Annotated in this window: 18 protein-coding genes; 7 read left to right on the forward strand and 11 right to left on the reverse strand. The window is 70.7% G+C overall.

Features of this window, described 5'->3' with window-relative positions:
- Positions 1-53: 53 nt before the first annotated feature.
- The gene (locus OG917_RS01255; RefSeq protein WP_328315604.1) at positions 54-947 is read right to left on the reverse strand and encodes a LysR family transcriptional regulator; all 894 of its coding nucleotides are present in this window, start codon (positions 945-947) and stop codon (positions 54-56) included.
- A 101-nt stretch (positions 948-1,048) separates the two neighbouring features.
- Here OG917_RS01255 and OG917_RS01260 point away from each other — a divergent pair, with 101 nt between their 5' ends.
- The gene (locus OG917_RS01260; protein WP_328315605.1) at positions 1,049-2,149 is read left to right on the forward strand and encodes an alcohol dehydrogenase catalytic domain-containing protein; all 1,101 of its coding nucleotides are present in this window, start codon (positions 1,049-1,051) and stop codon (positions 2,147-2,149) included.
- Between the two features lie 348 nt (positions 2,150-2,497).
- Here OG917_RS01260 and OG917_RS01265 read toward each other — a convergent pair whose 3' ends face one another.
- Positions 2,498-4,498 (reverse strand): PE-PGRS family protein, encoded by a 2,001-nt coding sequence (locus OG917_RS01265; RefSeq protein ID WP_328315606.1) that lies wholly within the window; start codon positions 4,496-4,498, stop codon positions 2,498-2,500.
- A 409-nt stretch (positions 4,499-4,907) separates the two neighbouring features.
- Here OG917_RS01265 and OG917_RS01270 point away from each other — a divergent pair, with 409 nt between their 5' ends.
- On the forward strand, positions 4,908-6,230 hold the full coding sequence (locus tag OG917_RS01270; protein WP_328315607.1) for an MFS transporter: 1,323 nt from the start codon (positions 4,908-4,910) through the stop codon (positions 6,228-6,230).
- An 81-nt stretch (positions 6,231-6,311) separates the two neighbouring features.
- Positions 6,312-6,905, forward strand: a complete 594-nt coding sequence (locus OG917_RS01275; RefSeq protein WP_328315608.1) for a TetR/AcrR family transcriptional regulator — start codon at positions 6,312-6,314, stop codon at positions 6,903-6,905.
- A 171-nt stretch (positions 6,906-7,076) separates the two neighbouring features.
- Here the strand turns inward: OG917_RS01275 and OG917_RS01280 are convergent, their stop codons facing one another.
- Positions 7,077-8,024 (reverse strand): asparaginase, encoded by a 948-nt coding sequence (locus tag OG917_RS01280; protein ID WP_328315609.1) that lies wholly within the window; start codon positions 8,022-8,024, stop codon positions 7,077-7,079.
- 168 nt (positions 8,025-8,192) lie between these two features.
- Between OG917_RS01280 and OG917_RS01285 the strand changes: the two genes are divergently transcribed.
- Together OG917_RS01285 and nhaC are read left to right on the forward strand one after the other, a co-directional pair.
- Positions 8,193-8,891, forward strand: a complete 699-nt coding sequence (locus OG917_RS01285) for a GntR family transcriptional regulator (protein ID WP_328315610.1) — start codon at positions 8,193-8,195, stop codon at positions 8,889-8,891.
- 234 nt (positions 8,892-9,125) lie between these two features.
- Entirely contained in the window at positions 9,126-10,616 is a 1,491-nt protein-coding gene (gene nhaC, locus OG917_RS01290) for a Na+/H+ antiporter NhaC (protein ID WP_328315611.1), read from the forward strand.
- Between the two features lie 129 nt (positions 10,617-10,745).
- On the opposite strand, the gene OG917_RS01295 is transcribed toward nhaC, so the two are convergent.
- On the reverse strand, positions 10,746-11,942 hold the full coding sequence (locus tag OG917_RS01295; protein ID WP_328315612.1) for an acyl-CoA dehydrogenase family protein: 1,197 nt from the start codon (positions 11,940-11,942) through the stop codon (positions 10,746-10,748).
- Positions 11,943-12,437: 495 nt separating this feature from the next.
- Between OG917_RS01295 and OG917_RS01300 the strand changes: the two genes are divergently transcribed.
- Positions 12,438-13,253 (forward strand): TauD/TfdA dioxygenase family protein, encoded by an 816-nt coding sequence (locus tag OG917_RS01300; RefSeq protein ID WP_328315613.1) that lies wholly within the window; start codon positions 12,438-12,440, stop codon positions 13,251-13,253.
- 135 nt (positions 13,254-13,388) lie between these two features.
- Here the strand turns inward: OG917_RS01300 and OG917_RS01305 are convergent, their stop codons facing one another.
- Complete coding sequence (locus OG917_RS01305; RefSeq protein ID WP_328315614.1) at positions 13,389-13,829, reverse strand: VOC family protein; 441 nt, start codon at positions 13,827-13,829, stop codon at positions 13,389-13,391.
- Between the two features lie 226 nt (positions 13,830-14,055).
- Between OG917_RS01305 and OG917_RS01310 the strand changes: the two genes are divergently transcribed.
- Positions 14,056-15,486, forward strand: coding sequence for a threonine/serine ThrE exporter family protein (locus OG917_RS01310; RefSeq protein WP_328315615.1), 1,431 nt, complete (start codon positions 14,056-14,058; stop codon positions 15,484-15,486).
- Positions 15,487-15,496: 10 nt separating this feature from the next.
- Here the strand turns inward: OG917_RS01310 and OG917_RS01315 are convergent, their stop codons facing one another.
- The 6 genes from OG917_RS01315 to uca all read right to left on the reverse strand — a co-directional run bounded on the left by OG917_RS01315 (position 15,497) and on the right by uca (position 26,965).
- The gene (locus OG917_RS01315; RefSeq protein ID WP_328315616.1) at positions 15,497-17,179 is read right to left on the reverse strand and encodes an ABC transporter family substrate-binding protein; all 1,683 of its coding nucleotides are present in this window, start codon (positions 17,177-17,179) and stop codon (positions 15,497-15,499) included.
- Between the two features lie 109 nt (positions 17,180-17,288).
- Positions 17,289-19,376, reverse strand: a complete 2,088-nt coding sequence (locus OG917_RS01320) for an ABC transporter ATP-binding protein (RefSeq protein WP_328315617.1) — start codon at positions 19,374-19,376, stop codon at positions 17,289-17,291.
- Positions 19,373-20,212: an ABC transporter permease gene (locus OG917_RS01325; protein ID WP_328321586.1), complete on the reverse strand. Its 840-nt coding sequence runs from the start codon at positions 20,210-20,212 to the stop codon at positions 19,373-19,375. The genes OG917_RS01320 and OG917_RS01325 overlap by 4 nt, the downstream gene beginning before the upstream one ends.
- Positions 20,213-20,327: 115 nt before the next feature.
- The gene (locus OG917_RS01330; RefSeq protein ID WP_328321588.1) at positions 20,328-21,311 is read right to left on the reverse strand and encodes an ABC transporter permease; all 984 of its coding nucleotides are present in this window, start codon (positions 21,309-21,311) and stop codon (positions 20,328-20,330) included.
- A 309-nt stretch (positions 21,312-21,620) separates the two neighbouring features.
- Positions 21,621-23,378, reverse strand: coding sequence for an allophanate hydrolase (atzF, locus tag OG917_RS01335; RefSeq protein ID WP_328315618.1), 1,758 nt, complete (start codon positions 23,376-23,378; stop codon positions 21,621-21,623).
- Positions 23,375-26,965 (reverse strand): urea carboxylase, encoded by a 3,591-nt coding sequence (uca, locus tag OG917_RS01340; RefSeq protein ID WP_328315619.1) that lies wholly within the window; start codon positions 26,963-26,965, stop codon positions 23,375-23,377. Before uca ends, atzF begins: the two co-directional genes overlap by 4 nt.
- Positions 26,966-26,988 lie beyond the last annotated feature (23 nt).

Here is a 26,988-nt window from a genome sequence, read left to right on the forward strand (position 1 = left end):
GCCAGGTAACGCCCGGCTGCCAGCCCACACCAGTTGTGTGAGGCTTCGGTCGTTCAGGCGGCCGACGTGATCGCCTGGGTGACGGCGGTGATCGCCGGGGTGGGGCGGCCGGAGAGGCGTGCCACGAGCACCCGGCGGATCTCGGGGGGCGTGCCGTCGACGCGCAGCAGGCTCACCCCGGGCGGCAGCACCGGTGAGAGCCGGGACGGCACCGTGGTCACGCCGAAGCCTCCGGCGACCAGTTGGAGCTTCGTCAGCCAGTCGCGCGCGGAGTGGACGACGCGCGGCCGCCCGGGCAGGCCGGGCCAGACACCGAGCAGCGGCTCGGAGTTCGACGCCGGGGTCGAGATCCATGCGGCGTCGACCAGTTCGACGACGTGCACCGTGGTGCGTCCGGCGAACTCTCCGGTCGAGGACACGGCCACGACCAGTTCGGTGTCGGCGACGGCTTCGAGGTGCAGGCGCGGCAACTCGCTGTCGAAGGGCCGGTGGGGTGGGCGGGATGTCAGCAGGGCGAGGTCGAGCGATCCCGCGCGCAACGCCCGGATCAGGGAGGGCGTGGTGCCCTCGCGGGTGGTGACAGTGATCTGCGGATTGGCCTCCGCGAGGTGTGCCAGCGCCGCGGGCAGGATCGCCGAGCCCGCGCTCAGGACTGCCCCGAGCCGCACCAGTTCGGCCTGCGGGACTGTGCCGGTGAGTTCACGCTCGGCCGCTGCGAGCGAGGCGAGGATCGTGTGGGCGTGCCGCAGCAGGGTCAAGCCGGCGGGAGTGAGCCGCACCCCGTCCGGGCGGCGTTCGAACAGGGTGGTTCCGGCGCTGTGTTCGAGGGCGGCGGCCTGGCGTGAGACGGCCGACTGCGTGTATCCGAGTCGGGCGGCCGCCGCGGTGAAGCTGCCGGACTCGGCGATCTGCCGCAGGACCCGCAGTCCCGTACTGGAGATGTCCATGCGTCATACGCATACCACAGGTGCGAGATCTTCGCTTCCCGCAAGTAGGTCCCGCTCCTAGTGTTGATCGCAAGAGCACGGACGAACATGGAGGTCATCACATGCGAGCAGCAGTTCTGACGCGGTTCGGCGCCCCACTCTCGGTGCGGGAGATGCCGGACCCGGAGGCAGGCAGCGGTGAGGTGGTGGTCGAGGTCCTCGCCGCCGGCGTGGCGCCCTACGCGGCCGAAGTCTTCAGCGGCAAGCGGAAGTACCCCCTTGTACCTCCCGTCGTGCCCGGTGTCGGCGCGGTGGGACGGATCGTCCACGTCGGCCCTGACGCCACCAGGCTGCGGACCGGCGACCTGGTGTGGTGCGACTCGACAGTGCGCTCGCGGGACGATGCCCTGACACCCGACATCACGCTCCAAGGCTGGAGTTCGCGCGGGGAGGGCGGCGCACGGCTCGCCGAGTACATGCACGACGGCGCGTTCGCCGAGCTCACACGGGTCCCGACGGAGAACGTCTTCGCGCTGCCCGCCGCGGCCGGGGAGGATCCGGCCCGCTGGGCCGCGCTCACCGTGCACACCATCTCCTACGGCGGGCTGCTGGCAGGCGGGCTCGCAGCCGGCGAGACCCTGCTCGTCAGCGGGGCCACCGGCAACCTCGGCAGCAGTGCGGTCGCGGTCGCGTTCGCGATGGGCGCGGGCCGCGTGGTCGCCCCGGGCCGCAACAAGGCCGCGCTCGACCTCCTCGCCGACCGGTTCGGTCCGCGGCTGCGCCCGGTCCCGCTGAGCGGGGACGAGGCCACCGACCGGGCGGCGATGTCCGCGGCGGCCGACGGCCCGATCGACATGGTGATCGACCTGCTCCCGCCGAGCGCACCCAGCTCGGCCTCACGCGCGGCGGCCATGACCGTGCGCGAGTACGGCCGGGTCGTCCTCATGGGCGGCGTCGGCATGCTCGGTGGCGACGACCTCGCACTCCCGTACCCATGGATCATGCGCAACTCGATCACCGTGCGCGGGCAGTGGATGTACCCGCGCACAGCCAATGTCGGCATCATCCGGCTCCTTGCCTCGGGCGCTTTGGATCTCGCCCCCGAACGGGTCCGGTCGTTCGGCCTCGATGCCGTCAACGACGCCATCACGTACGCCGCCGCGCACGGTGGCCCGTTCGACCGCGCCAGCCTTACCCCATCGGTGGCCGACAAGGCCCGCTGATCACCACCCGCACGATCCGCCACGCTCACGCGCTGTTCGAGCGTCACGTGCTGCCGTGAAGTAGCGGCTTTTACGTGTATCTCATCCACCCACCTTCCTCGGGCAGCAGGCTGACGCCCGGCGTGGAGGAGCGTCGACGCGTCGCCACGGTCCGGCGGGACCTGCGAGCGTGGCCGGCACTTGCCGCCTGCGCTCAGGTGGACATGGAGGGTGATCCCACCAGGAGCGCCGCAGCGCCCGGTTCAGCATCACGGGCACACTCGGACCTGTACACCCTGGCCGAGGAGACACGGCCCGGTCGTACGCCCTGGTCTGCCGCTCCCCCATCTCACGCCCGAAGTCGTCGGCCTATGGGTGACCCGGGCCGGCCGGAGGCTGGATCCGCTTGAGCATCTGTTCCATGACATGGATGGGCAACGCCGGGTGCCGGGCTGCGGCTTGTGCGGTATCGGCATCCCGAAGCAACCGGATCAGGACCCGCGCGGGCAGTCGGGGGTGCCGGGCAGCCGTGTGGGCCACGCCTTCGTGCGGGTCGTCGAGCAGCCGCAGCGCCGACGCGAGCGTCAGCCGCGGGTCGGTCGCGGCTCGGTGTCGTACTTCCGCGTTGCTGTCCCGGCTGAACTTCTCGACCAGCTCGGTCGTTGACTCCGGGTCGTCCAAGGCCAGCCGGCGCATCCGCGGGTTCGGGTCGTCGGCGTAGCGGAGCAGGTCACTGCGGGGGAAGTTCGGGTGGCCGTGGGGGCGGTCGGGGATGCTGAGGCTGCCGGTCCACCACTGCCACACCCGCAGCAGCATGTCGGCGGGGGCGTTGTCGCAGGATTCCGCGAGGAAGAGCTGGACGACTCGGTCTTCGTCACGGGCGAGCAGTTCGACGACGTCCGGCGGGAGTTGCCCGGCCCGGGCGACGCTCCTGCGCACGAGGGGGTGGGGCGAGACGGCCAGGCGGCGCATGGCGCCGTGATCGCCATGCAGCTCCCTGACCCAGTCGAGCGTGCTGTAGTGGGTGCCCGGTTCGAAGTCGATGCTGATGTCCGCTCGCTGCTCCTCGGTGAGATCAGAGCGCGTGGAGACCTCGAAGCGGACGTGTTTGTCAGGGTCCTGTGCGAGGAGGGCGACCAGGTCCGGATCAAGATGCTGATTGCCCGCGAGCGCACGGCGCCGGGCCGGATCGATGTGACGGGCCACGTGTTCGGCGAGGCCGCGGTCCAGGCGACAGGTCCGCACTGCACGGTCCTGGAGTTCCTCGGCATCGAAGACCGACAGGGGCATCGGATGGTCCTGGTGGTACTTGAGGAGTGCTTCGACGCGGACCTCTCCGCAGGGGTCGCCGAGGAGTGCGAGCCGGGCCGTCCCGTCCAGATGTGGCCAGGCTCTGCGACAGGCCGAGGCCCGTACGGACGAGTCGGCGTCGGCGGCCAGGGCGGTGAGTACTCCTGTGGGCAGGCCGGGAAGGCGAACAGCCTCTTGGCGGACTTGCGCGGACAGGTCCGCGGCGAGCTGTTCGCAGGCCGCGTCGCTGAGCCCGGCTTGCCGCTCTGCCGCGAGCATGGTGAGCAGCCACCGGCGCCGGGGTTCCTGTTCGCCCAGGATCAGACGAGTCCACTGCCCCGTGGTGATGTTCGGCTGGGCTTCGGCCAGCAACTGCCTGAGCTTCCGATCCGGGTGGGCCATGGCCGCCTCGACGACCGCCGTGGGCAGGGGGCGCCACAGGAGGAAGTGCGACAGACCCAGAAGGCCGGCGCACAGGTCATCGGGGGTGGCCGGGTTGAGGGCCAGCCCGTGCGCCCACATCTCGCGCAGTCTCGCCGAAGGCCCCGGTCCCTGAAACAGTGCCGCCCAGGCAGCTTCCCTCTCCCGAGGGGTTTCCCGGGCCGCCGCCTGCGCGGCTGACTCCTGGTGCTCCGCGAGGTCGTCGAGCAGGGTGAACCGGACCTCGTCCTCCGTGGTCGTCACTGCGATCAGGGTGCTGCCGTCCGTCGCGAGAGTGATGAACTCCGGCCGCCCGGGCAGCTCGCCCAGAACTCCGGCGAGGTCCCACGGGTCAGTGAGCCGCACACGCGTCCAGCGCCGGGGCGCACAGCCCGTCCAGTCACCGGCGACGTCGATGAGGAACGCGCCGTCCTCGCCGATGATCCCATTGCCGGCCGCGAGCCGGTGCCACTGTGCGTTGAGCCCGGCGACCAGATCGGGCAGGTCCGTTCGCACGGCCGTCGCCGGCTTGGCGCCGCCCGAGACCACCGGTCGCCAAGCTGCCCGGGGCGGCAGCACCTCCTCGGTCCGCGGATCCCGTACGACGTCCAGCCCCGCGCGTTGCAACAGTTCTTCGAGCCTGTCTCCCCCACCCGTCATGGGAACCCATCCTGCCCCACGCGCGGTGCTGCCTTTCCATCGCTCCGAGCAGGTCACCTGCCACCCGCCGCTGATGGCCATCCCCTCCGGCTGCCGCCTGCGTCTCCGGCAGGCTCCTTGGGCTTGCGCAGAGCCCCGGCGGCAACCGGGGCCACGAACGCAAAGGCTTCAGCCCTGGTACGCCACTCCTCGCGCCGCCTGAACGCCATGAGGTCAGGAAGGCCGCCGAGTCCGGGCCGGTGGGTGGAACGTGGCAGGCCCCAGCCTCGCAGGCCCGGAGGCCGCCGCCGGCCCGCGAGCCCGTCACGAGCGACGCTCGCCTCTCCCGCTTGACCTGAGTAGACCTGTCTGTCTAATCTGATTCAGAACTAGACAGACAGGTCTACTCACGCTTCGGACGGGAATGGTCATGACGAATCTCTCGGTCGTCCCCGCGCCCAAACCGGCGCGCACCTCGGATACAGCGGGCGCCGATGCCGGATCCCCTTCCGGATCGGGCTCCGCTCCCGCATCCGCGCGGGGCCGGCGGCTGCCGCCGAACGTGGCGCTGTACGTGCTCGCCTCGATCACCATCTCCTTCCTGGCGGCCTCCAGCGCGCCGACCCCGCTCTACGCGGTCTACCAGGCCGAATGGGGCTTCGACCCGATCACCACCACCGTCGTGTTCGGCGTCTACGCGGTGGCCGTGCTATTCGGGCTGCTCACCATGGGCAAGCTCTCCGACCACGTCGGCAGGCGGCCGGTGCTGCTCGCCGCGCTGGCCGCACAGGCCGCTTCGATGATCGTGTTCGCCACCGCCGACGGTGTGCCGGGGCTGATGATCGCCCGGATTGTCCAGGGGCTGTCGACCGGCGCCGCACTCGGCGCGATAGGTGCCGGGATGATGGACATCGACCGGCCGCGCGGCACGATCACCAACGCGGTCGTCCCGGGCATCGGTACGGCGAGCGGCGCACTGGTATCCGGTCTCGTCGTGCAGTTCCTGCCCGCCCCCACCCATCTGGTCTACGTCGGGCTGCTGGCGGTCTTCGTCCTCCAGGCCGTCGCTGTCGCGCTGATGGCGGAGACGGTGACCCGCAAGCCCGGGGCACTGACCAGCCTGACACCGGAGATCAAGCTGCCGCGCGCCGTACGCCGCCCGATGCTGGTTGCCGCGCCGGTGCTGTTCGCCGTCTGGGCGCTGGCCGGTCTTTACGGGTCGCTCGGCCCGTCCCTCGCACGGCAGTTGACCGGTTCCAGCTCCGAAGTCCTCGGCGGGCTCAGCCTGTTCGTTCTCGCCGGGGTCGCCGCCGTCTCGGTGCTGATCCTGCGGAAGGCGGCGACCCGGACGGTGATGCTCACCGGCATCCTCGCGCTGATCGCCGGGGTGGCCCTCACCCTCGTCTCGATCCGTGCCTCCTCCCCCGCCGGCTTCTTCGCCGGCACCGCCATCGCGGGCATCGGCTTCGGCAGCGGGTTCCAGGGCGGCATCCGTACGGTGATGCCACTGGCCCGTCCGCACGAGAGTTCCGGAGTGCTGTCGCTGCTCTTCGTCGTCTCCTACCTGGGCATGGGGGTGCCCGCCGTGATCGCCGGGTTCCTCGTCGTCCACGCGGGCGGTCTGACTGCCACCGCACAGGAGTACGGCGTCGCCGTGATCGTCCTCGCGGCGTTCGCGCTGTTCGGGCTGGCGCGCGGCGGGCGGGACGGGGCGGCGGTCCTGCCGGGCGAGCGAGTCGGCGACAACACCTGAGGAGCGGCCCCGGCCGGGTCCCGGGCGGAGGGACGCGGCCGGGGCATAATGTAGACAGATCTGTCTGAAGGAGTGACCGTCATGGCGAGTGTGCGGAGCAACGCGAAACCGTCGGCGCGTGAGCGCCTGCTCGCCGCCGCGAATGAGCTGTTCTACGCGGAGGGCGTGCAGAGCGTCGGGATCGACCGGGTCATCGAGCACGCGGGCGTGGCCAAGGCGTCGCTGTACAACACCTTCGGCGGTAAGGAGCAGCTCGTCCGGGCGTACCTCGACACCCGGCACGCGGGCACCGCCGACCGGCTCACCCGGGCCGTCGCGGAGCACGACACGCCCCGGGAGCAGATGCTGGCGGTCTTCGAGTCCCAGGGGCGGCAGTTCGACCGGCCCGACTTCCACGGCTGCGCCTTCATCCGCGCCGGCGCCGAGGCCAGCCCTGGCGGGCTGGTCCAGGAAGCGGCGGACGCCTTCCGCGGCTGGATGCGTGAACTCTTCACCCGGCTCGCCGCCGAGGCAGGCGCCGCCGATCCCGACACCCTGGGCCGCCAGCTCCAACTCCTCTACGACGGCGCCGGCATCTCCGCCCTGATGGACCACGACTCCACGGTGGCCGCGGCCTCCCGCGCGGCGGCGGCCGTCCTGATCGCGGCGGCGACGGGCGCATCCGCCGAGGTATGAGCGGGGCTCGGCGCGCGGGCGGGGACCGCGAGCGTGAACCGCCGTACGTCCCCGGCCAGAACGATCGGACACAGCGCCTGCTGCCACCGAACCCCTGACTCACGTCAACTGGACATCAAGTCCCTCACCGGCACCGCCGGGCCCCGGACCCCAAAGGCGTCCTCGCCTCTTTCAGAACGTGGGGCGGACCGACCCGACCACCTCGCCGTGGCCGAGGACCGGTGCGGTGGCGAGGGCGGTGAGTGTCTCGTCGCCGTCCACGTCGATCCCGAGATGGCGCAGGGCCGCGATCATCACCACGGGGCGGGAACGCTGGGAACCGTCGGCGATCTTGAGGGAGACCGCGGACCCGTCCGGCAGGCCGAGCGCGTAGACGCCCTCGGCGCCATCCTTGGCAACGGCTCCCGGCAGGGCGCCCATGAGCCGGGTCACGTCCCGGCCCGTGCCGCCTACGTACCGCGGGTGCGTGTTCATCGCGTGCGCCACGCGGTGTTCGAGGCTTCCCTCCGTCGCCGAGGCCAGACGGCCGAACGCCCGGGCGAGACCCCGCAGACTGATGGCGAACAGCGGTGCGCCGCAGCCGTCGATGCCCGTGACGGTGACCTTCTCTCCCGCGGTCTCCTCCAGAGTCTCGCGCAGCAGCACCTGGAGCGGGTGCCGGGGGTCGAGGTACGTGGCGGTGTCCCAGCCGCTGGTCACGCACGTCGCCAGCATCGCGGCGTGCTTGCCGGAGCAGTTCATCGTGAGAGGGGAAGGCTGTCCCCCGCTCTCCAGCCAGGCACGCAGCGCGCCCTCGCCGATGGGCAGGGCGGCCGTGCAGCGCAGCGCGTCCGTGCCGAGTCCGGCCGATGCGAGGATCGCCCGTACGCCGTCCAGGTGGATCTCCTCCCCCGAGTGGCTGGCGCAGGCCAGCGCCAGGAGCGGACCGTCCAGCCCGAGCCCGGCGCGCAGCATGCCGAGCGCCTGAAGGGGCTTGTTCGAGGAGCGCGGGTACATCGGGGCGTCGACATCCCCGATCAGCACGCTCTCGGAACCGTCCGGGGCGGTCGCGAGGACCGTCCCGTGGTGCATGGACTCCAGGAAATCCCCACGCCAGACCTCGGCCACCACGGTGTGCATCAGTTACGTCCGCCTTTCCAGTTGCAGTCAACTGTTGACAGTTATCACTTGGCGTAAGGAACTGTCGAGTGCGGCAACGAATCGCCGGGCGATCCTTGACATCTGCGGAAACACAGCTGTCAACTGGCAACTGTCAACACCTTGTCCGGTCGAAGGAGGCTCCCGTCCGTGAGTGAGACCCTGCAACGCGGCCTCGCCGTCCAGATCGCCGAGGTACTGCGCGAACGGCTGCTCGGCGGCAGCCTGCTCCCCGGAACCCGGATCAACGAGGTGGTGCTGGCCAGGGAACTCGGAACCAGCCGGGGCCCTCTGCGCGAGGCCGTTCGGCTACTGGTCAGCGAGGGTCTGCTCGTGCACAGCCCCAACCGGGGTGCCACGGTCTTCGCGGCCGACCCCGACGAGGTAGGGGCCCTGTTCGAACTCCGCACGGCACTGGAGATGGCCTCCGCCCGGCTCGCCGCCGAGCGCCGGGACGACAAGGACGTCGCCGCCCTGCGCTCGGCCTGCGCCCGGGCGCGGAAGACCGTCCAGGGCGGCCGGCGCTTCCCTTACCGGCTGGATCTGGACTTTCACCGGACCCTGACGAACACCGCGCGCAGTCCGCGCGTCGCGGAGCAGCTGTGGCGAGTGCAGCAGCAAGTCATCCTGCTGCGCAGTCCGCTGGACGTTCCGGCGGCTCACACGGCCGGCTCCCTGGACGATCACGAGGAGATCGCCGCCGCCGTGGCCGACGGGGACGGCGAGCGTGCCGCCACGCTCATGCACCTCCATCTCGACCGTGTACGGGCCCATATGGCGGCCTCGACCGGGAGCTCGACACCCGCCCCGCCGTACCCCCCGGCTTCGGGATCGCCGACCGGCGGCTGATCCCGCACCGAGGAAGTCCTGCCACCACGTACGCCCCGGGCCCCCGTCTCCGTAGCGCCCCGGCGCACTTCCGTATGCCCTGTGCCGCGGCGCCTTCGGATGCCCTGTGCCGCTGCGCCCCGGCGCCTTCGGTTGCCCTGTTCGTCCCCGGCTGACGACGCCGCCCCGGCCGCTCCTCCTCCTTCCCCCCGCTCTGCCGGACCGCCCGCCCCGCCGACCTCTGGAGTACCCGAAATGACCGACCCGTCCACCGTGGCGGCGCCCCCGGGCGAACGCCGTACCCCTGGACTGCTCGTCGCCACGCTGCCCGTCGTGCTGATGCTGACCCTGATGATCACGGGCACTCTGTGGCTCGGCCTCGACCCCGTGGTGCTCCTCCTCATGGCCTGCGTCGTCACCGGCACCATCGCGCGGTGGCTCGGCGTCACCTGGAACGAGATGCTCGTGGGCATACGGTCGAAGATCGACGCAGCGATGCCGGCGCTGCTGATCCTCATATCCATCGGCATGCTCGTCGGCACATGGACACTGAGCGGTACCATCCCCATGATCGTCGACTGGGGCCTCAAGGCCATCCAGCCGTCGTGGATCGTGGTGCTGGCGTTTTTGATCACCATGGTCGTCTCGACGGTGACCGGCACCTCCTGGGGCTCCGTCGGCACTGTCGGTGTCGCGCTGGTCGGAGTGGCCGGCGGTCTCGGCGTGTCCCTGCCGATGACGGCGGGCGCCATCGTTTCGGGTGCCTACTTCGGCGACAAGATGTCCCCGATGTCGGACACCACCAACCTGGCACCGGCGGTGGCAGGTTCCACGCTGTTCGAGCACATCCGGCATCTGCTCTACACGACGGGCCCGGCCGCCGTGCTCTCCTGCATCCTGTACCTCGTCCTGGGCCGCACCCAGCACGCCGACGGACACGCCGCCCAGCGCACCGGAGCCCTGCAGGCCCTGCTGGAGCAAGGGTTCCACTTCAACCTGCTGCTCCTGCTGCCACCGGCGGTCGTCCTCCTGGGCGCCCTCACGAAGAAGCCGCCGCTGCCGACCATCATCGTCTCTTCGGCGGTCGCGGGGGCCCTGGGCGGTATCTTCCAGGGCTTCTCCATCCAGCAGATCTGTTCCTCCGCCTCCACCGGCTTCACGACGTCGATGCTGAGCGGCCACGGCGGCATCGACCCCCGGCACCTGTCCGCCGCAGCCGGCACGCTTCTCGACCGCGGCGGCATGTCGTCGATGGCGTCGACCATGCTGATCGGCCTCGCCGGCTTCGCCTTCGCGGGCATCCTGACCGAGACCGGTTGCCTCGACGTCCTGATGCGCCGACTGCTCGGCAAGGTCCGCAGGACGGGTGGGATCATCCTCGCCACCGCGCTGAGCTCACTGGGCGCGGCCTTCGCGATGGGTGTCTCGTACCTGACGATCATCGTGCCGGGCCAGGCGTTCCGCGACGTGTACCCCGAACGGGGACTCGCCCCTAAGAACCTGTCGCGCACCCTGGAGGACTCCGGCACGGTCTTCGTTCCGCTGGTGCCGTGGACGGAGGCCGCCACCTACATGTCCACCACGCTGGGCGTCGCCACCATGGCGTACGCGCCGTATGCGTTCCTGAACTATTTCGGCGTGATCATCGCGGTGATCTGCGGATACACCGGATTCGGCATCGCACGCCAGGAGCCGGTCCACCGGACAGCCGAGGAACCCGTACCGGCCGCCGCCCAGGTGCACTGACCCGGGAGGCCGGTGCCGCGGACCGCGATGATCCGTCCGTCGGTGCGGTCGGTGCCGCAACAGCACCGACCGCCGGACGTTCATGTGTCCTCGTGGAGGAGCGTGCAGGCGCGGGTCCGGGCCCGGTGCTCAGAACCGGATGATCGTGGACAGCTGCGGGAGCCGGTTCCCGAGCTCATAGCCGCCGATATAGACGTTCTTGGCGTCGATCGGGTCGTGGGAGGCGAAGGTGCGGGCGTTGCGCCAGTACCGGTCGTAGCGGTGCGTGTTGGAGGTACTGCGTGCGCCCGTGATCTCGTGGATCCCGGCAGCGGCTTCGAGCGAGGCGTCGACGGCGGCGACCTTGGCACGGAAGCAGTCGATGACGGCGGCGTCCATGTCCTCGCCGGCCTGCGGTGACTCCAATTGGTCCGCCGCACTGTGCAACAACGCACGGGAGGCGGCCAGTCTGCTGGAGAGGGCGCCGATACGGCGCAGGATCAGGGGATCCTCAGCCGGACTGGCGAACTGGGGCAGCGAGCCGCGCTTCATGGTGCGCGTGTGCTGGATGAGAGCGTCCAGGGCTCCTTCGCCGATTCCCTGCATCAGCGCGGAGTGCAGCAGCATGGCCGCGCCCAGGAAGACCGGGGAGAACTGCCCGCCCACCGGCTGATGCCAGCCGTCCGGTACGAAGACGTCCTGGTAGGTGACCGTCTGACTGCGGGTCCCTCGCTGGCCCATGTTGTCCCAGTCACCGTGCAAGCGCACCTGGGGGTGTTCGAGATCGACCAGGACCTGGTGGTGCTCGGTCTGCTCGCCCTCCCCCACGCAGCGGACCAGGGCCATCCCCGGGCCGCCGCTGTTGGTGTTGAAGGACTTCGTACCACGGAGCACCACACCGCCTTCGACGTGTCGAGCCGTCGTCCGGCCCGCCACACCCGTCTCCGCGACGGAAGAGACCAGCCTCAGACCGTCGTCGAGTATCCGGCGTGCCAGCTCGGCACGGGTCGGTTTCGGGAGGCTGCCGTCCGGGCCGAACAGCTCGCGGGCGACCAGGACGGTGCTGAGCCAGTTCTGTCCGGTGGGCCCGTCACCCGCGCTGACCTCCCTCACCGCCCGGATGACCGAGCCCCATCCCCCGCGTTCCGTGCCGTCCCACAGCCCCCCGTACTCGGCGGGAACGACGAGGCGCGCCGCCCCGATCCGGGCCAGCAGCGCCAGGTTGGCAGCGGGGTCGGTGTTGTCGCGGTCACTGGCGAACCCGTCCTCGGCCAGCACCGCCCGCCGCTCACGGATGGCGGTGATCAGGGTTCGGGCTTGTGCCCCGCCCTCCGACTGTGCCGACATGGTGGCTCCTTGCCCCGGAGTGAACCCATCAGGTAAATGCGAACATTGATTCACGTTTGTAGGCTACAGGAGGGAGCGCGGCACTTGTCAAGGACGTACAGCGGAGCCACCCCACGGTGATGCTGAGCTCGACCGACGAGCAGAACCCGCCGCGCACGGCCGGGAATCCCGTCGATCGTGCGGGGCGGCCCCACCGACTCGTGTACGGCGGTCCACCTGAGGACACCACCGCTCCGCCGCCGGACCAGGGGCGGCGACCATCACCAGCCCCGGCGGACCGCCGGCGGTCTCCACCCGCACACACCGCTTGTTCATACGAGTGAAACGACCACTCCCTGGCCGAAGGGGAAACCGCCTGCCTAGCATGGCCGGGTGACCATCCCCGCGCTGTACCGCAGACTGCACGTGGATCTGGCGCGTGTGTGCGCCTCCCTCTGTCGCCACGCCTGACATCGCCCCGCACGTCAACAGGTGCCAGAACAGGGAGAGATGGGCATGACCACTGTCAGCAGCCATGAGATACGCCGGGTCGGGCCGAGGTTCGGCGCCGAGGTGATCGGTGTCGACCTCACGAACGCGGTCGACCCCGACACGACGGACCAACTGCGCCGAGCGCTCAGGGAGCACAAGGTACTGGTGTTCCGGGACCAGAACCTCACTCCCGATCAGCACGTCGAAGCCGTGCGCATTTTCGCCGAGCCGTTCGACCACCCCACCGCCGTGAAAGACACCGCCCACCCACTCGCCTACCCCTACAACGTGCGGCACACCGGCAAGGCCAGCACCTGGCACATCGGTGGGTTGTGGCGCAGTCCCGCCTTCGCCATCGAGTCACTCTCCTACGCGGAGGTGCCCGAGCTCGGGGGACACACCCTGTGGGCCGATCTCCAAGCGGCGTACGACGATCTGTCGGAGCCGTTCAAGGTACTGCTCGAATCGGTGAGCGCCGTCTACGACGCCAACCCCCAGAACTACGCCCAGGGAAGCAAGCGGGCCGCCGTCACCGAGACCGTCGAGCATCCGGTCGTCCTCAGACACCCTGCCGGCGGAAGGAAGGGACTCTTCATCAGCACCTCGGCTCTCGGGCTCACCGGAGTCACCCGGGAAGAGGGCAAGGTGCTGCTCGACCACCTGCTCAGGCACGCCTCCTCGCCCGACTACACCATCCGCTTCGGCTGGAACCCCGGTGACTTCGTGCTGTGGGACAACCAGGCGACCTGGCACTACGCCGTGGACGACTACGGCGACGGCGCCCGCGTGTACCGCAAGGTGATCGGCGTGGAACGCCCCGGGGGCGAGACCGGCGCGTGATCCCGCCTGCCCTCGACCCCATCGAGGACAGGAACGGGCCGGAGGACCCTGTCGCCACGGCAGGAACCGCCGGCCCGCCAGGCGGGCGCAGTGCGGGCGACGGGGTGTACCCGTCGCCCGCACGACCGTCCCGCGTCAGCCGGCCGGCTCGGCAAGGGCGACGATGATACCCGCGGGTCCGCGGAGGTAGCAGAGCCGGAAGCTGCTCTCGTACTGCGCCACCTCGCCGAGAAGTTCAGCGCCATGGCCGCGGAGGCGGGCGACGGTGTCATCGATGTCGTCGACGGCGAACATGACGCGATGCAGTCCCAGCGTGTTGGGTGGGGGGCTCACCGGCTCGCCACCGGTCCTGGCGGGGGCGTGGTACTTGGTCAGCTCCAGTTTGCTGTGGCCGTCCGGGGTCCGCATCATCGCGATGTCGCTCCGGACGCCGTCGAGTCCGACGGTGCGGTCCACCCAGACGCCTTCGACTTGCCCCGTACCCTCCAGCTCCATGCCGAGTTCGGTGAAGAACGCGACAGCCGCGTCCAGGTCGTCGACGACGATGCCGACGTTGTCCATGCGCTGAATAGCCATGGATCCGAGCATAAGTACCGGGGCGAGACGCTCCGGTGCGCAGAGCCGGCGGCGTGTCCGCCCGGGGTCACCACGCCTCGGAGCCCGCCTCTCCGGCCGAGAGCCACTCCGGCCGCTGCTCGAAAGCGCTGCGACACGACTCCCGGCCAGAGAGCGGACCTCAGTGACTACACTCACCTTTTGTCCTCATTTACCCATCCCTGCACCCCGGAAAGGCCGTGCCGCCATGTCACGGAAGCCCTTCCTCGGCAGACGTCGTGCCCGGCGGGAGCGTCAGGAACGCCGCCGGCGGGACGAGTCCACGGCGCTCGACCGGCTCTACGGCACCGAGTTCGAGAGCTTCCCCTTCCCCGTCCCTGAGCAGGTGGACGAACGGACCGCCGGCGCCTGCCTGCGCTTCGTGCTCCGCCACGCCCGGGAACTCTTCCTTGCCGGCGCGGAGACCCAGGCCATCGAAGCGGCCGTCATCGCGATCACGGCACGCTGGCGGATGGACAACGTCAGCGTCGACATCACCTCCCGGACGGTCCAGGCCCAGTACGCCCCTGAGGGCGTCACCCCGCTGATGATGCTGACGGTGACAGGCTCGGAGGACAGCCGGGACCTCGACCAGCTCGACCAGTTGCACAGCCTCACCCGGTACATCCTGCGTGCGGACATGTCCCCCACGGCCGCCGAGCGCGCGCTGAACCAGATCATCTCCCGCAAGGGTGTCTGGCCCTGGTGGTCCTCCGTGCTGGGCGGCGCACTGCTCGCCGCCATGCTCTGCGTGCTCGCCTCCGGCACCCTCAAGGCCGCGCTCTTCTCCCCGCTCGTCTTCGTCATCAGCAACCGCGTCAGCTGGGCCCTCGGCAAGAGCGGCTTCCAGTCCTTCTACGTCACAGCGCTGCAGACCGCCTGCGCGATCGGCTCCGCCCTGCTGCTCGCCGACGCCAGGGTGCTGACGGGCGGCGAGGCGGCCAGCGTCGCCGCCGCCAACGTGGTCATCCTGCTGCCCATCCTGTCCTTGGTCAGCATGGTGGAGGACGCGATCTCCGGCTTCCGCTCCATGGCGAGCGGCCGGATCATCAGCGTGGGGCTCTTCTTCGCGGCAATGGTCGCCGGCGTCGTCCTGGTCGGCTTCCTGCTGCGGCACAGCGACCTACAGGCCCGGGACACCGCCTTCCGCTCCCTTCCGCTCGCCGCCACCCTGCTGACCTCGGCCATCGGTTCCCTCGGCAACGCCGTCTTCATGGGCGGGCCGCCCCGCCTGCTGCCCTGGGCGGTCGCCGGCGGGGTGCTCGCCGGATTCGTCAACAACGGGACCCAGCAGTACCTGGACCAGCCGACCCCGATCGCCACTCTCACGGGGGCGGTGGTCCTCGGCGCGGCTGCCGGTGCGGTCTCCCCCAGCCTGCGCCTCCCGGCCCGCTCCCTGGTGGTGCCCGGTGTCGCCGGGGCCCTGCTTCCGGGACCGGACGTCTACCGCAGCCTGCTCCAGGCCGCGTTGCACGTCTCGGGAGCGGGTTCGTACGCCCTGATCGCCTTCGTCGCCACCGCCGCCATCGGGGTCGGCAGTGTCCTCGGCAACTCCCTCGGCAACGCCGCCCAGCGCGAATGGCGCCCCCGTGTCCGTACGCCCCGGAACGGCTCCGCCTCCTCCGCAGGGCGAGGTTGAGACACCCGGCCTACTTCTGCCAGCCGACGGTCTCCGGGAGCGGGTTGTAGAAGATGGTGGCGCCGACGTTGGCGAGGCCCTTCTTCACGCCGTAGGTCGAGGGGCCGCTGTACAACGGCAGGAAGGCGTACTGCTGGAGGGCCTTCTGCTCGGCCTTGTTGACCGCCGCGGCCTGCCGGCCGAGACCGGCGATCCGGGTGGTGGCACGGATCTCCTTGTCCAGACCCGGTGAGCCGGCCCCGGTGAGGTTGGAGTCGCGGTCCGAGCAGTAGAAGTCGCACAGGTAGCGGGCGCCGAAGGGATCCATGGAACGGTTGCCGGAGAGGAACAGGTCGAACTTGCGATCACTGAGGATCTTGGAGAAGTCCGCTTCGGCGGCCTTCCGGATGTCGAGCTCGACGCCCACGGGCTTCAGCATGGCGGCGAAGGCGCCGGCGGTGGCCTTGCTCAGCGGATCGTCGCCGAGGAGCGTGTAACCGACTTCGAGCCGCTTGCCGCTCTTGACGCGGATGCCGTCCTTCCCGAGCTTCCAGCCCGCCGCGTCGAGCGTCTTCCCGGCCTCGTCCGGCGCGTACTTCAGAACCTCCGCGACATTGTCCCGGTAGCCCTTCTGGAAGCTGTAGAGCACCGCGGACCCGGGCAGCGGCTCCCGGTAGTCGAGCCCCTGGAACTGGATCTTCGCTATCTGCGAGCGGTCGATACTCTCCTCAAGGGCCTTGCGGACGTCCTTGTCCGCGAGGACCGGGGACTTCGTGTTGAAGTAGAGCGAGTATTCGAAGGGGCTGCCTCCGCTGCGGATCTCCGTTCCCTTGAGTCCCTTGATCTGCTTGAGGCTCTCAGCGTCGACGGCGGAGGTGTAGTCGATCTGGCCGTTCTTGAAGGCGTTGATGGCCGCGGTCGACTCCAGGTTGACGTAGACCCGCTTGTCGAGCTTGCCCTTCTTGCCCCACCACTTCGGGTTCCTCACGAAGGTGATGTCGCCCGAGTGCGTGTCCCACTTGGCGACCGTGTACGGGCCGGTGCCCCACTCCGGGTGGGCTTTCTTGACGTACGCCTTGTTGAAGTTGCCGACGGTGGCGGCCCTGGGGTGCAGGAAGGTGGTGAACAGCGTCGACCACGAAGCGTTCACACCCTTGAATTTGATGACCGCCTGTCTCGCGTTCTTCCCCTGCTCGACCGACGTGATCTGGTTGTAGCCGTCGGTGGTCGAGGTGTCGAAGGCCTTGTTCGCGCCGTTGTTCGCCTTCCAGGTCGCCTGAATCGCTCTCCAGTCGATCGGTGTGCCGTCGTTGAAGGCCGCTTTCGGGTTGATCGTCAGGGTCACCCTCTGGTCGCCGCCCACGACCTCGACCTTCACATCGCTGTAGTAGTCGGGGTTGTACCGCACCTCGCCGGTGGGTGAGTACGTGATCGCGTCGGCGTTGTACCAGGACCAGATCCGTGACGCGGTCAGCGTGGCGTTGACGTTGAACGGATTGCCCTGGTCGTCGAAGGTGCCGACGGTGGTGTACGTGCCACCGTCCCTGATGTTGTCGTACGGCTGCGGGTTGTAGTCGACGGCAGCCGACGCGGCCTTGGGGACGTCCTTCCCGTCCGGGCCGGCCGCGTTCTTCCCCGGGGAGGACTGGCACGCGGTGGCGGCGACGGAGACGGCGGCGATGAGAGCGACGGGCAGGACAGATCGTGCGCGCATGGCGAAAGGGTTTCCTTCTGGTTCGGTGAAGCGGCCAAGGAGGTGCCCGGCGGCGGGCCGGGTCGGTGCGTCAGGGGCCGGGAGCAGTGCTCTCGTGGGCGGGCCGGTCTCAGACGGCGTGACAGGCGTGCTGGTGGCCGGGGCGTCCGGCCACCTGGGCCATCGCGGGGCGTTCCGTGCGACAGCGCTCACGCACCGCCTCGTCGACGAGGCGGTGGAGCGGGCAGCGGTCGACGAAGACGCAGCCCGCGGGGGCGCGGGCCGCGCTCGGCTGCTCGCCCCCCAGCACGACGCGTTCGCGGCTGCGTTCCTGTCGTGGATCGGGCACCGGAATCGCCGAGAGCAGCGCGCGGGTGTACGGGTGCCTCGGATCGGAGAAGATGGTCTCGGTGTCCCCCGTCTCGACGATGCGCCCCAGGTACATCACCGCGACACGGTCGGTGATGTACCGGACCACGGCCAGGTCGTGGGCGACCACGAGGTAGGCGAGCGCGAGTTCGCGCTTGAGTCGCGCCAGCAGATTGATGACCCCGGCCTGCACCGATACGTCCAGGGCCGAGAGCGGCTCGTCGAGTACGAGGAGTTTCGGCTCGGTCGCCAGAGCGCGGGCGATGCCGACCCGCTGGCGCTGACCGCCGGAGAGAGCCGCCGGGAAGCGGTCGCTGAGCGAGGCGTCCAGACCGACCAGTGCCAGCAGTTCCCTGATGCGGGAGCGGATGGACTCGCGATCCCGTCCTATGGCCTGCAGCGGTTCGGCGAGCAGCTGGTGGACGGGCAGCCGCGGGTCCAGGGACCCCAGCGGGTCCTGCATGACGATCTGTACGTCCTGCCGCAGCTCCTTGACGCGCGCGGCGGATACGCCCGCCCCGATATCGGTGCCGGCGATCTCGATCCGTCCGCCCTCGGGCTGCCTGAGCCGGAGGATCTCCAGCAGCGTCGTGGTCTTCCCGCTCCCCGACTCGCCCACCAGGCCGAGCGTCTGACCGGCGCGCAGCTCGAAGCTGACCCGGTTGACCGCGTGCAGCGTTCCCACCCGGCGCTTGAGCACGGCGCCCTTGGTGACGGGGAAGGTTTTGACGAGGTCCTCGACCCGGAGCACCACCGTGCCGGTCCCGGCCCGGCCGGGGCGGCTCTCCTGGTCCTCGCCTGCGACGGTTCCCGCGGGGTCCAGGGATCCGTCGGCCATCTCGTCGGCCCGCAGGCAGGCCACGTCCCCGTGCCCGGCGACTTCGCGCAGCTCGGGTTCGCCGGCGTGGCACGCTTCGAGTGCGACGGCGCAGCGGGTCACAAAGGGACAGCCGGACGGGAGGTCCACGAGGGTCGGCGGCTCCCCGCCGATCGGGATCAGGGGCCGGTGGACCCCGCCGGCCACGGTGGGCACGGCTGCGAGCAGCCTCGCGGTGTACGGCATGGTGGGGCGGCGGAACAGTTCGTCGACGCCTGCCCGCTCCACGAACCGGCCCGCGTACATGACGGCGACGTCGTCCGCGTGGCCGGCCACGACCCCGAGATCGTGTGTGATGAGGACGAGTCCGGCGCCCGTCTCTGCCTGCGCGAGCCGCAGGACGTCGAGGATCTGGGCCTGCACGGTGACGTCGAGGGCGGTGGTGGGCTCGTCGGCGACCAGCACAGAAGGCTTGTTCGCGATGGCCATCGCGATGACGACACGCTGGCGCATGCCGCCGGAGAACTCGTGCGGGAAGGACCTGGCCCGGTTGCGCGGGTCGGGGATACCGACGAGGTCGAGCAGTTCGACGGCCTGTTCCCAGGCGGCGCGCTTCGTCAGGTCCTGGTGGATCCGCACGGTGTCGGCGAGCAGTCTGCCCACGGGAAAGATGGGTGTGAGTGCGGAGAGCGGGTCCTGGAAGACCATTCCGATGGAGCTGCCCCGTACCTGGGAGAGCGCCTTGTCACCGAGACCGATCAGGTTGCGGCCATCGAGCAGCACCTGCCCCCGCAGGGCGGCGGAGGGCGGCAGCAGGCCCATGATGCCCATCGCCGTGGCCGACTTGCCCGACCCGGACTCACCGACGATGGCGAGCGTCCTGCCGGGCAGCAGGTCGAAGCTGACGCCGCGCACCGCGTCGACGGGCCCGGCCTCCGAGGGGAAGGAGACCCGGAGGTCTCGCACCGAGAGCACGGGGGTGGTGGCGTCGGCGGGGGGTGAGTTCCTGGAAAGGATCGTTGTGGGCGTCATCGTCGGCCTCCTGCGGCGCCGGTCACGGACGTGGGGTCGAGGGCGTCACGCAGTCCGTCGCCGACGAAGGTCATCGAGACGGTGAGCAGCACGACCAGGCCCGCGGGGAAGGCGAAGAGCCAGGGGGCGCTCGTGACGGTGGTCGCGCCGTCCGCGAGCATCGTGCCGAGGGAGACGTCCGGGGTCTGGACACCGAATCCGAGGAATGACAGGGCGGTTTCGCTGAGTACGGTCGAGACGACGCCCAGCGTCAGGTTGACGATCAGGAGCGAGCCGAGGTTGGGGATGACGTGGCGCAGGATGATACGCAGGGCGCTGACGCCCATGAATTCGGCCGCCGTGACGTAGTCCCTTTCGCGCAGTGAGGTCGATACGGACCAGATCACCCGCGCGGTGGGCATCCAGCCGAACACCGTGAGCACGACGATGAGGACGCGCCAGTCGCCGGCGAGACGGTTGGAGACCAGGGCGAGGATGAGGAACGAGGGGACGATCAGCAGGAAGTGGATGACGGCGAGCGTCACCTTCTCGGCACGGCCTCCGAAGTACGCGGCGCTGGAGCCGATGACAGCGGCCACCACGATGGTCAGGACTGAGACGCTCACCGCGATCGCCAGGGACCGCTGGAGTCCGTGTACGGCAGCGGCGTAGATGTCGTTGCCGCCCTGGTTGGTACCGAACCAGTGGGCTGCGCTCGGCGGCTGGGTGAGCGCGGCGAAGTCCGCGCCGGAGTACGTGTAGGGAGTGAACAGGCTGCCGAACACACTGAACAGCACCAGCAGCACGAAGATCACCACACCGGCGACGGCCAGCCGGTTACGCAGGAAGCGCCGCAGATAGAGCCGGGCGAGGCCGGAGTTCCGCCCGTCCTGCTGGACGGGAAGGGCCGCTTCCGGCGCCTGGCTCCCTGTCGCGCGGGACGGGGCGTCGGTCGTCAGGTCCGCCGCCACGTCAGTTCACCCTCACTCTCGGGTCGAGGAAGACCGTGGCGATGTCCGCGAGGATCGCTCCGACCGCGGTCAGGGTGGCGGCGAAGGCGGCCGTCGCGACCGTGCCGTGCACGTCGTTCTTGCTGATGGTCTGGATGAAGTACTGGCCCATGCCGTTCCAGCCGAAGATCGTTTCCGTGATGATGGCTCCGGTGAAGATGGCCGGGACGCTGAACGCCACGGAGGTCGCTGTCGGGATGAGCGCGGTGCGCAGAGCGTGCCTGCGGATGGCCTGGGTGCGGGTGAGCCCGGCGGCCTGGGCGGTCCTGACGAAGTCGGCGTTGACCGTGTCGAGCAGCAGCGAACGCTGTGTCAGGTGGTAGCCGACGTAGCCCATCAGGGTCAGGGTCAGGGTCGGCAGTATCAGGTGCAGCAGCCGGTCGCCGACCGTCGGGAGGAAACCCGTGACGTTCGGCGAGTTCGCCCCGGCGACATAGAGGAAATGCAGACCGGCGTGCTGGTTCAGCCAGATGGCGACGAAGACGACCGCGAGGGCGGCGACCGATGTGGGGACGTTGAATACCGCGATGGACACGGCCTGCGTCACCCGGTCCGCCCAGCCGTACTGCCGTGACGCGGTGTACACGCCCAGCGTGACGCCGACCACCACGGAGAGGACGGTCGCGATGACGACCAGTTCCGCGCTGACGAGCGACCGGTAGCCGATCTCCCCGTTGACGGAGACACCGGTGGGAGACCTCCCCCAGTCGAAGTGCACGAGCACCGAGGTGAGCCAGTCCCACCACCGGTGCACCAGCGGCACCCGCGGGTCCAGGTTGTACGGCGCGAGAGCCCGGTCGATCCGGGCCTCGCTCCGTACGGGCCGCAACTCCTTGAAGTTCGACCGCGGGTCGAGGAACCAACTCGACAGGAAATAGGTGGCGTTGGTTGCCACCAGGATCATCAGGAGCCACCCCGCAGCCTTGCGTGTCACATAGCGCAGCACGCGCGGCACCTCCTCATCGCACGCGAGAGGTGCGCCTCGGAGGCGTGGGGTCTGAGGGACGTATGCATGCGCCGCGGAGCCTTCTGGGACGAGAGAGGAGCACAGACGTGCGAGCCACAGTCTTGCCCGCGCCCCGGGAGCGGCACCAGGTCCTGGCCGGTCCCGCCACGCGACTGACATACCGTCGCAGCGAACGGCCGTGAAAGATCATAATTTGCACACCGGTGCCCCTCTCCGCCCCGTCACAGCAGGCCATGTTGGTGAAACATCGTGTCCGGCCGGGGAGAGACGGACGCCGGCGGCACGGCCTCAGTGCGCGGCCAGGTAGCTGAGCCAGTCCCCGTAGTGGGTGATGTCGGCCCCCCTGCCCGCGGCATAGGGGTCGCACTGGAAACCCAGCACCCAGCTGCCGTCGGCGAGTCGGATCCGGCCGAGCGCCATGGGGGCGGGCAGCTCGGCGAGGAAGCGGCCGAGCGCGGCCGGTGACAGTGTCCAGCACTCGCCGGCGATCGCTGCGCCGTGCTCCGGGCCGACACGGACCAGGCCGGGCCTGGCGGGTTCGGTGGCCAGCGCTGTGAGCCGGTATTCGGCGGCGGTGGTCACCTCGCCCCGGTAGCGGGCACCGACCGCGGTGAGCTGGTCGTTGAGGGGCTGGCCGCGTCGGTGCGCACCCAGGACGACCAGGTCGGTGCCCTCCCGGGGAAGGGGATCCGGGCTCTGCTCACCGGTGAGCAGAGCGGCGAGGTCGAGGCCCACCCGGTCATCGAAGGCACGGGTGATGACGCTGACGCCGAACGGGCTGCCGTCGGCCTCGCCGGCCGGGACGGCGACGGCCGCCATGTCGAGGAGGTTGACGAAGTTGGTGTAGGTGCCGAGCCGCCTGTTGACGCCGACCGGGTCGGCCTGGACGGCGGCGAGGGTGGGGTGCTCGGTCACAGTGGGCAGCAGCAGTGCGTCGAAGCCGGAGAGCAGGCGGGCGGCGGTCGCCTTGAAGTGGTCCAGACGTTCCTGGTCGGCAGCGAGTGCGTACGCGGGGACCGCTGCCGCGGCGAGGATGATACCGGCGACCGTGGGGTCGGCGGCAGCGGGATCGCGGGCGATGAACTCGCCGACGGCCGCGTACCGTTCGGCGACCAGGGCGCCGTCGTACAGCAGGCGGGCCGCTTCCAGCAGCGGCGCGACGTCGATGACGTCCGTGTCGGCTCCCTCGGCCCGGAGCTGTCCGGCGGCCGCCTGGAACGCCGCTCGGGCCTGGGGGGACAGCGGTGTCAGGTCCTCACCGCGAGGGAGCGCGACGCGCGGTGCGGCAGGCGCCCCCAGCCGGACCGCGTCCGGCCAGGTGCGGCTGCGCGGGTCGGCCGGGTCGGGGCCGGTCATGATGGTCAGCGCCGGCTGGGCCTCGGTGAGGCTCCGGGCGAAGACGGTGACGGAGTCGTAGGACCGGGCGGCGGGGACGACGCCCGTGTTGGGCACCAGACCGAGGGTGGGCTTGATACCGACGATGCTGTTGAACGCCGCCGGGACGCGGCCCGAGCCCGCGGTGTCCGTGCCCAGCGCGAAGTCGGCGATGCCCAGGGCCACGGCGACAGCCGATCCGGAACTGGAGCCCCCAGCGATCTTCTCGGGGTGCCCGGCACTACGGACCGGTCCGTAGGGGCTCCTGGTGCCGACCAGGCCGGTGGCGAACTGGTCCATGTTCGTCTTGCCGAGCACGATCGCCCCCGCTTCCGTCAGCCTTCGTACGGCGGTGGCGGACGCGGCCGGGCGGTAGGCGAACGCGGGGCAGGCGGCCGTAGTGGGCAGGCCCGCGACATCGATGTTGTCCTTGACGGCGCAGACCCTCCCGGTCAGCGGCAGGAGTTCCCCGGCGGCCACACGCGCGTCGAGGACGCGCGCCTCGGCCACGGCATCCTCGCGCGGGCGCAGCGCGATCCAGATCTCCGGCCGGCCGGTCTCGTCGATGCGCCGGTAGGCGGCGGCGACCCGCTCCTCAGCCGTGGGCGCGGGGCCGGTGGGCCGGGCGTCGCCCCCGGCACCGGGGGCGAGGGGTGGGGGACCCTGGTTCACGCTGCTTCCTCTCGGACGATGACGGTGAGCGGAGTACCTGCTTCGATCTGCTGGCCCGGGGTGACGAGGACATCGGCGACGGCTCCGTCGGCCGGGGCGCGGACCACGACCTCCATCTTCATGGCCTCCAGGACGACCAGCGGCTGTCCTGCCCGTACCCGCGTGCCTGGCGCGGCGGCTATTTTCCACACGCTGGAGCTGAGCGGCGCGTCGACGAGGCTGCCCCCGGGCGGCAGGGACACGGGCATCCGAGCCGGGACGGGCGCGGTGCCGGGGCCGTTGGCGAATTCGCCCGCCTCCTCCCACGCCGTGCGCTCATCGGCGAAGGCGGCGCTCTGCCGGGTACGGAAGGCGGCGATGCTGTCGGCGTTCTCGCGCAGGAAACGTTCGTGCCCGGCCAGGGAGAACGTGCCGGGGCGGATGTCGAGTTCGCTGCGTCCGGAGGCCAGGTCGGCGCGGATGTCGAGGAGTTCGTTCGCGCCGACCGGGTGCCAGATGAGCCGGTCGAAGAAGCGCAGCAGCCAGGGTGTGCCGCCGGCGAAGGAACGGGGCGGGCGCAGGCCGCCCCAGATGGGCACCGTGCGGCCGATGAGCTGGTAGCCGCCGGGGCTCTCCATACCGTAGACGCAGAGGTAGGAGCCGCCGATACCGACGCCTGCCTCGGCGGTCCAGGTGCGGGCCGGGTTGTACTTGGTGGTGACCAGGCGGTGGCGCGGATCGAGCGGGGTGGCGGCGGGGGCCCCGAGGTAGACGTCGCCGAGGCCGAGGACGAGGTACTGGGCGTCGAACACGATCCGGCGGACGTCGGCCACGCTGCCCAGGCCGTTGATCCGGCGGATGAACTCGATGTTGGAGGGGTTCCAGGGCGCGTCGTCGCGCACCGAGGTGACGTAGCGGGCGATGGCCTCGTCGACGGTGGGGTCGTCCCAGGACAGCGGGAGATGGACCTCCCGGCTGGGCACGGCCAGCCGCTCCGTGGCGGGCAGCGCCTCCTCGGCCTCCTGGAGCAGGCCGAGGAGGGTGCGCAGGGGAAGCTCGTCGGGGTCGCTGTGCAGGTGCAGGGAGCGCACGCCGGGGGTGATGTCGACCAGGCCGCGCGGCCGGTGGGCGGCGAGGTGTTCCGCCAGGGCGTGCACCCGCATCCGCAGGGCGAGGTCGAGAGTCATGGGCCCGTACTCGACGAGGATGTTGTCATCGGCGCCGCGCCGGTAGACGACCTCCGGGGTACTGCCGGTGGCGGGGCGGCGGGCCAGGACGCCGTCGTCACGGTCCGCTCCGTCGGTGGGCAGGGTGAGCAGCGCGGGAGAGAGGCGCAGGTCGTCCGCCCGGGCTTCGGTGACGGGGACGAAGCGAACGGTGTCGCCGGGGCGGAGCTGGCCGGCCTTCCAGCGTTCGCCCCGTACGACGGTGACGGGGCAGGCGAAGCCGCCCAGGCTCGGGCCGTCGGGCCCGAGGATGGCGGGGGTGTCGCCCGTGAGGTTGACGGCGCCGACGGAGTACGCGGTGTCGTGCACGTTGGAGGGGTGCAGTCCCGCTTCGCCGCCGTCCCGGCGGGCCCATTCGGGCCGGGGTCCGATCAGCCGTACACCGGTCCGCGCGGACTGGGCGGACACCTTCCAGTCGGCGGTGTACATCGTGTCCATGCCGCGCCGGGTGAGGAAGTCCGGTGCGGGGTGCGGGCCTTCGCTGACCGCGATCCGCCAGTGCGTGGCGAAGTGCGGGCGCCGCGCGGCGGGCACCGCGGCCGGTTCCGGTGCCCCGGGGCCGGGCGCGGCCGGGTGCAGGACATCGCCGGTGCGCAGGGCGCGGCCGCCGTGTCCGCCGAAGCCACCGAGGGTGAAGGTGGCGGCGCTGCCGAGATGGGCGGGGACGTCGATACCGGCGCGCACGAGGACATAGGTCCGCATGCCGGGGCCTTCCGGGGCGCCGACCTCCAGCAGCGCGCCCGCGGCCAGGGCCAGGGGCTCCCACTGGGCAGCGGGAGCACCGTCGACCGTGACGGGGGCGGGAGCACCGGTGACGCAGACGACGGCAGGGCGGGAAAAGCGCAGGGCCGGGCCCTCCAGGGTGCACTCAAGACCGGGAGCGCCCTCCGGGTTGCCGACGCAGGTGTTGCCGAGGCGGAAGGAGAGGTCGTCCATCGGGCCGCTGGGCGGGACGCCGACCTCCCAGTAGCCGGTGCGGCCGGGCCAGTCCTGCACGGTGGTCATGGTGCCGCCGCGCACGACGTCGATGCGCGGGCTCGGATCGGTGATGGCGGCGAGGGTGCGGGTGGTGTGCCGGGCGGCGAGGACGTCGTCGGCGCGGCAGGCCGCGCGCAGCAGGCCGAGGTTGGTCTCGACGCCGTCGATCCGGGTGCGCCCCAGTGCGTCCGCCAGCCTGGCGAACGCCTCCGCGCGGTCCCGGCCGGTGGCTGTCACCTTGGCGAGCATCGGGTCGTATGCGGTGGAGACCACCTGGCCGGTCTCCGCCCAGCCGTCCACCCGTACGCCGGCGGGGAGTTCGACCCGGGTGAGGAGCCCGGCGCTGGGCCGGTGATCGTGGGCCGGATCCTCGGCATAGATACGGGCCTCGACGGCGTGGCCGCGTGCGGGTGGGCCGTCGGGTCCGATGCCGTCGAGCAGGTCCTTCTCCCCGCGCGCCAGGCGCAGCATCCAGCCGACGAGGTCGACACCGGTGGTCTCCTCGGTGACCGGGTGCTCCACCTGGAGGCGGGCGTTGACCTCCAGGAAAGCGGCCTCCTCGCGTTCGGCGTCGTAGACGAACTCCACCGTGCCCGCGGAGCGGTAGCCGAGCGAGGCGCACAAGTCCCGTGCGCTGCGGCTCAGCCGGGCGCGCAGTGCGGGCGGCAGGCCGGGCGCGGGCGCCTCCTCCATGACCTTCTGGTTGCGGCGCTGCAGGCTGCAGTCCCGGTCGCCGAGGCTGACGACCCGCCCGGCGCCGTCGCCGAACACCTGCACCTCGACGTGGCGTGCGCGCGGCACGAACCGCTCAAGGAAGACCCCGCCGTCGCCGAATCCTGAGCGGGCCAGCCGGACCACCCGGGGAAACGCCTCACGCAACTCGACCGCGGATGCGCACGGTTGCATACCGATTCCGCCGCCCCCGCCGGTGGCCTTGAGTATCAGCGGGTATCCGAGCGCCTCAGCGGCTCCCAGCGCTTCGTCCAGGCCGGCGAGGAGTCCGGTGCCGGGCAGCAGCGGCACCCCGGCCGCCTCGGCCGCGGCGCGGGCGGTGTGCTTGGCGCCGAAGACCTCCAGCTGGTGAGGTGTGGGGCCGGCGAAGACCAGCCCCGCCTCCTCCACCCCGGCGGCGAACACCGCGTTCTCGGAAAGGAATCCGTAACCGGGATGGATCGCTCCGGCGCCCGTCCGGTGGGCGGCCTCCACTACGAGGTCGGCCCGCAGGTAGCTCTCGGTCGCGGGCGCCGGGCCCAGCCGTACCGCCGTGTCCGCCATGCGCACATGCGGGGCGGCTCGGTCGGCGTCGGAGTACACGGCCACGGTCCGCAGGCCGAGCGCCCGGGCGCCGCGGATGATGCGGCAGGCGATCTCTCCGCGGTTGGCGACGAGCAGGGTGTCGAACACGACGGCAGCTCCTCAGAGGCGTA

It is taken from the genome of Streptomyces sp. NBC_00388 (genome assembly GCF_036061255.1).
Taxonomy (GTDB): Bacteria; Actinomycetota; Actinomycetes; order Streptomycetales; family Streptomycetaceae; genus Streptomyces.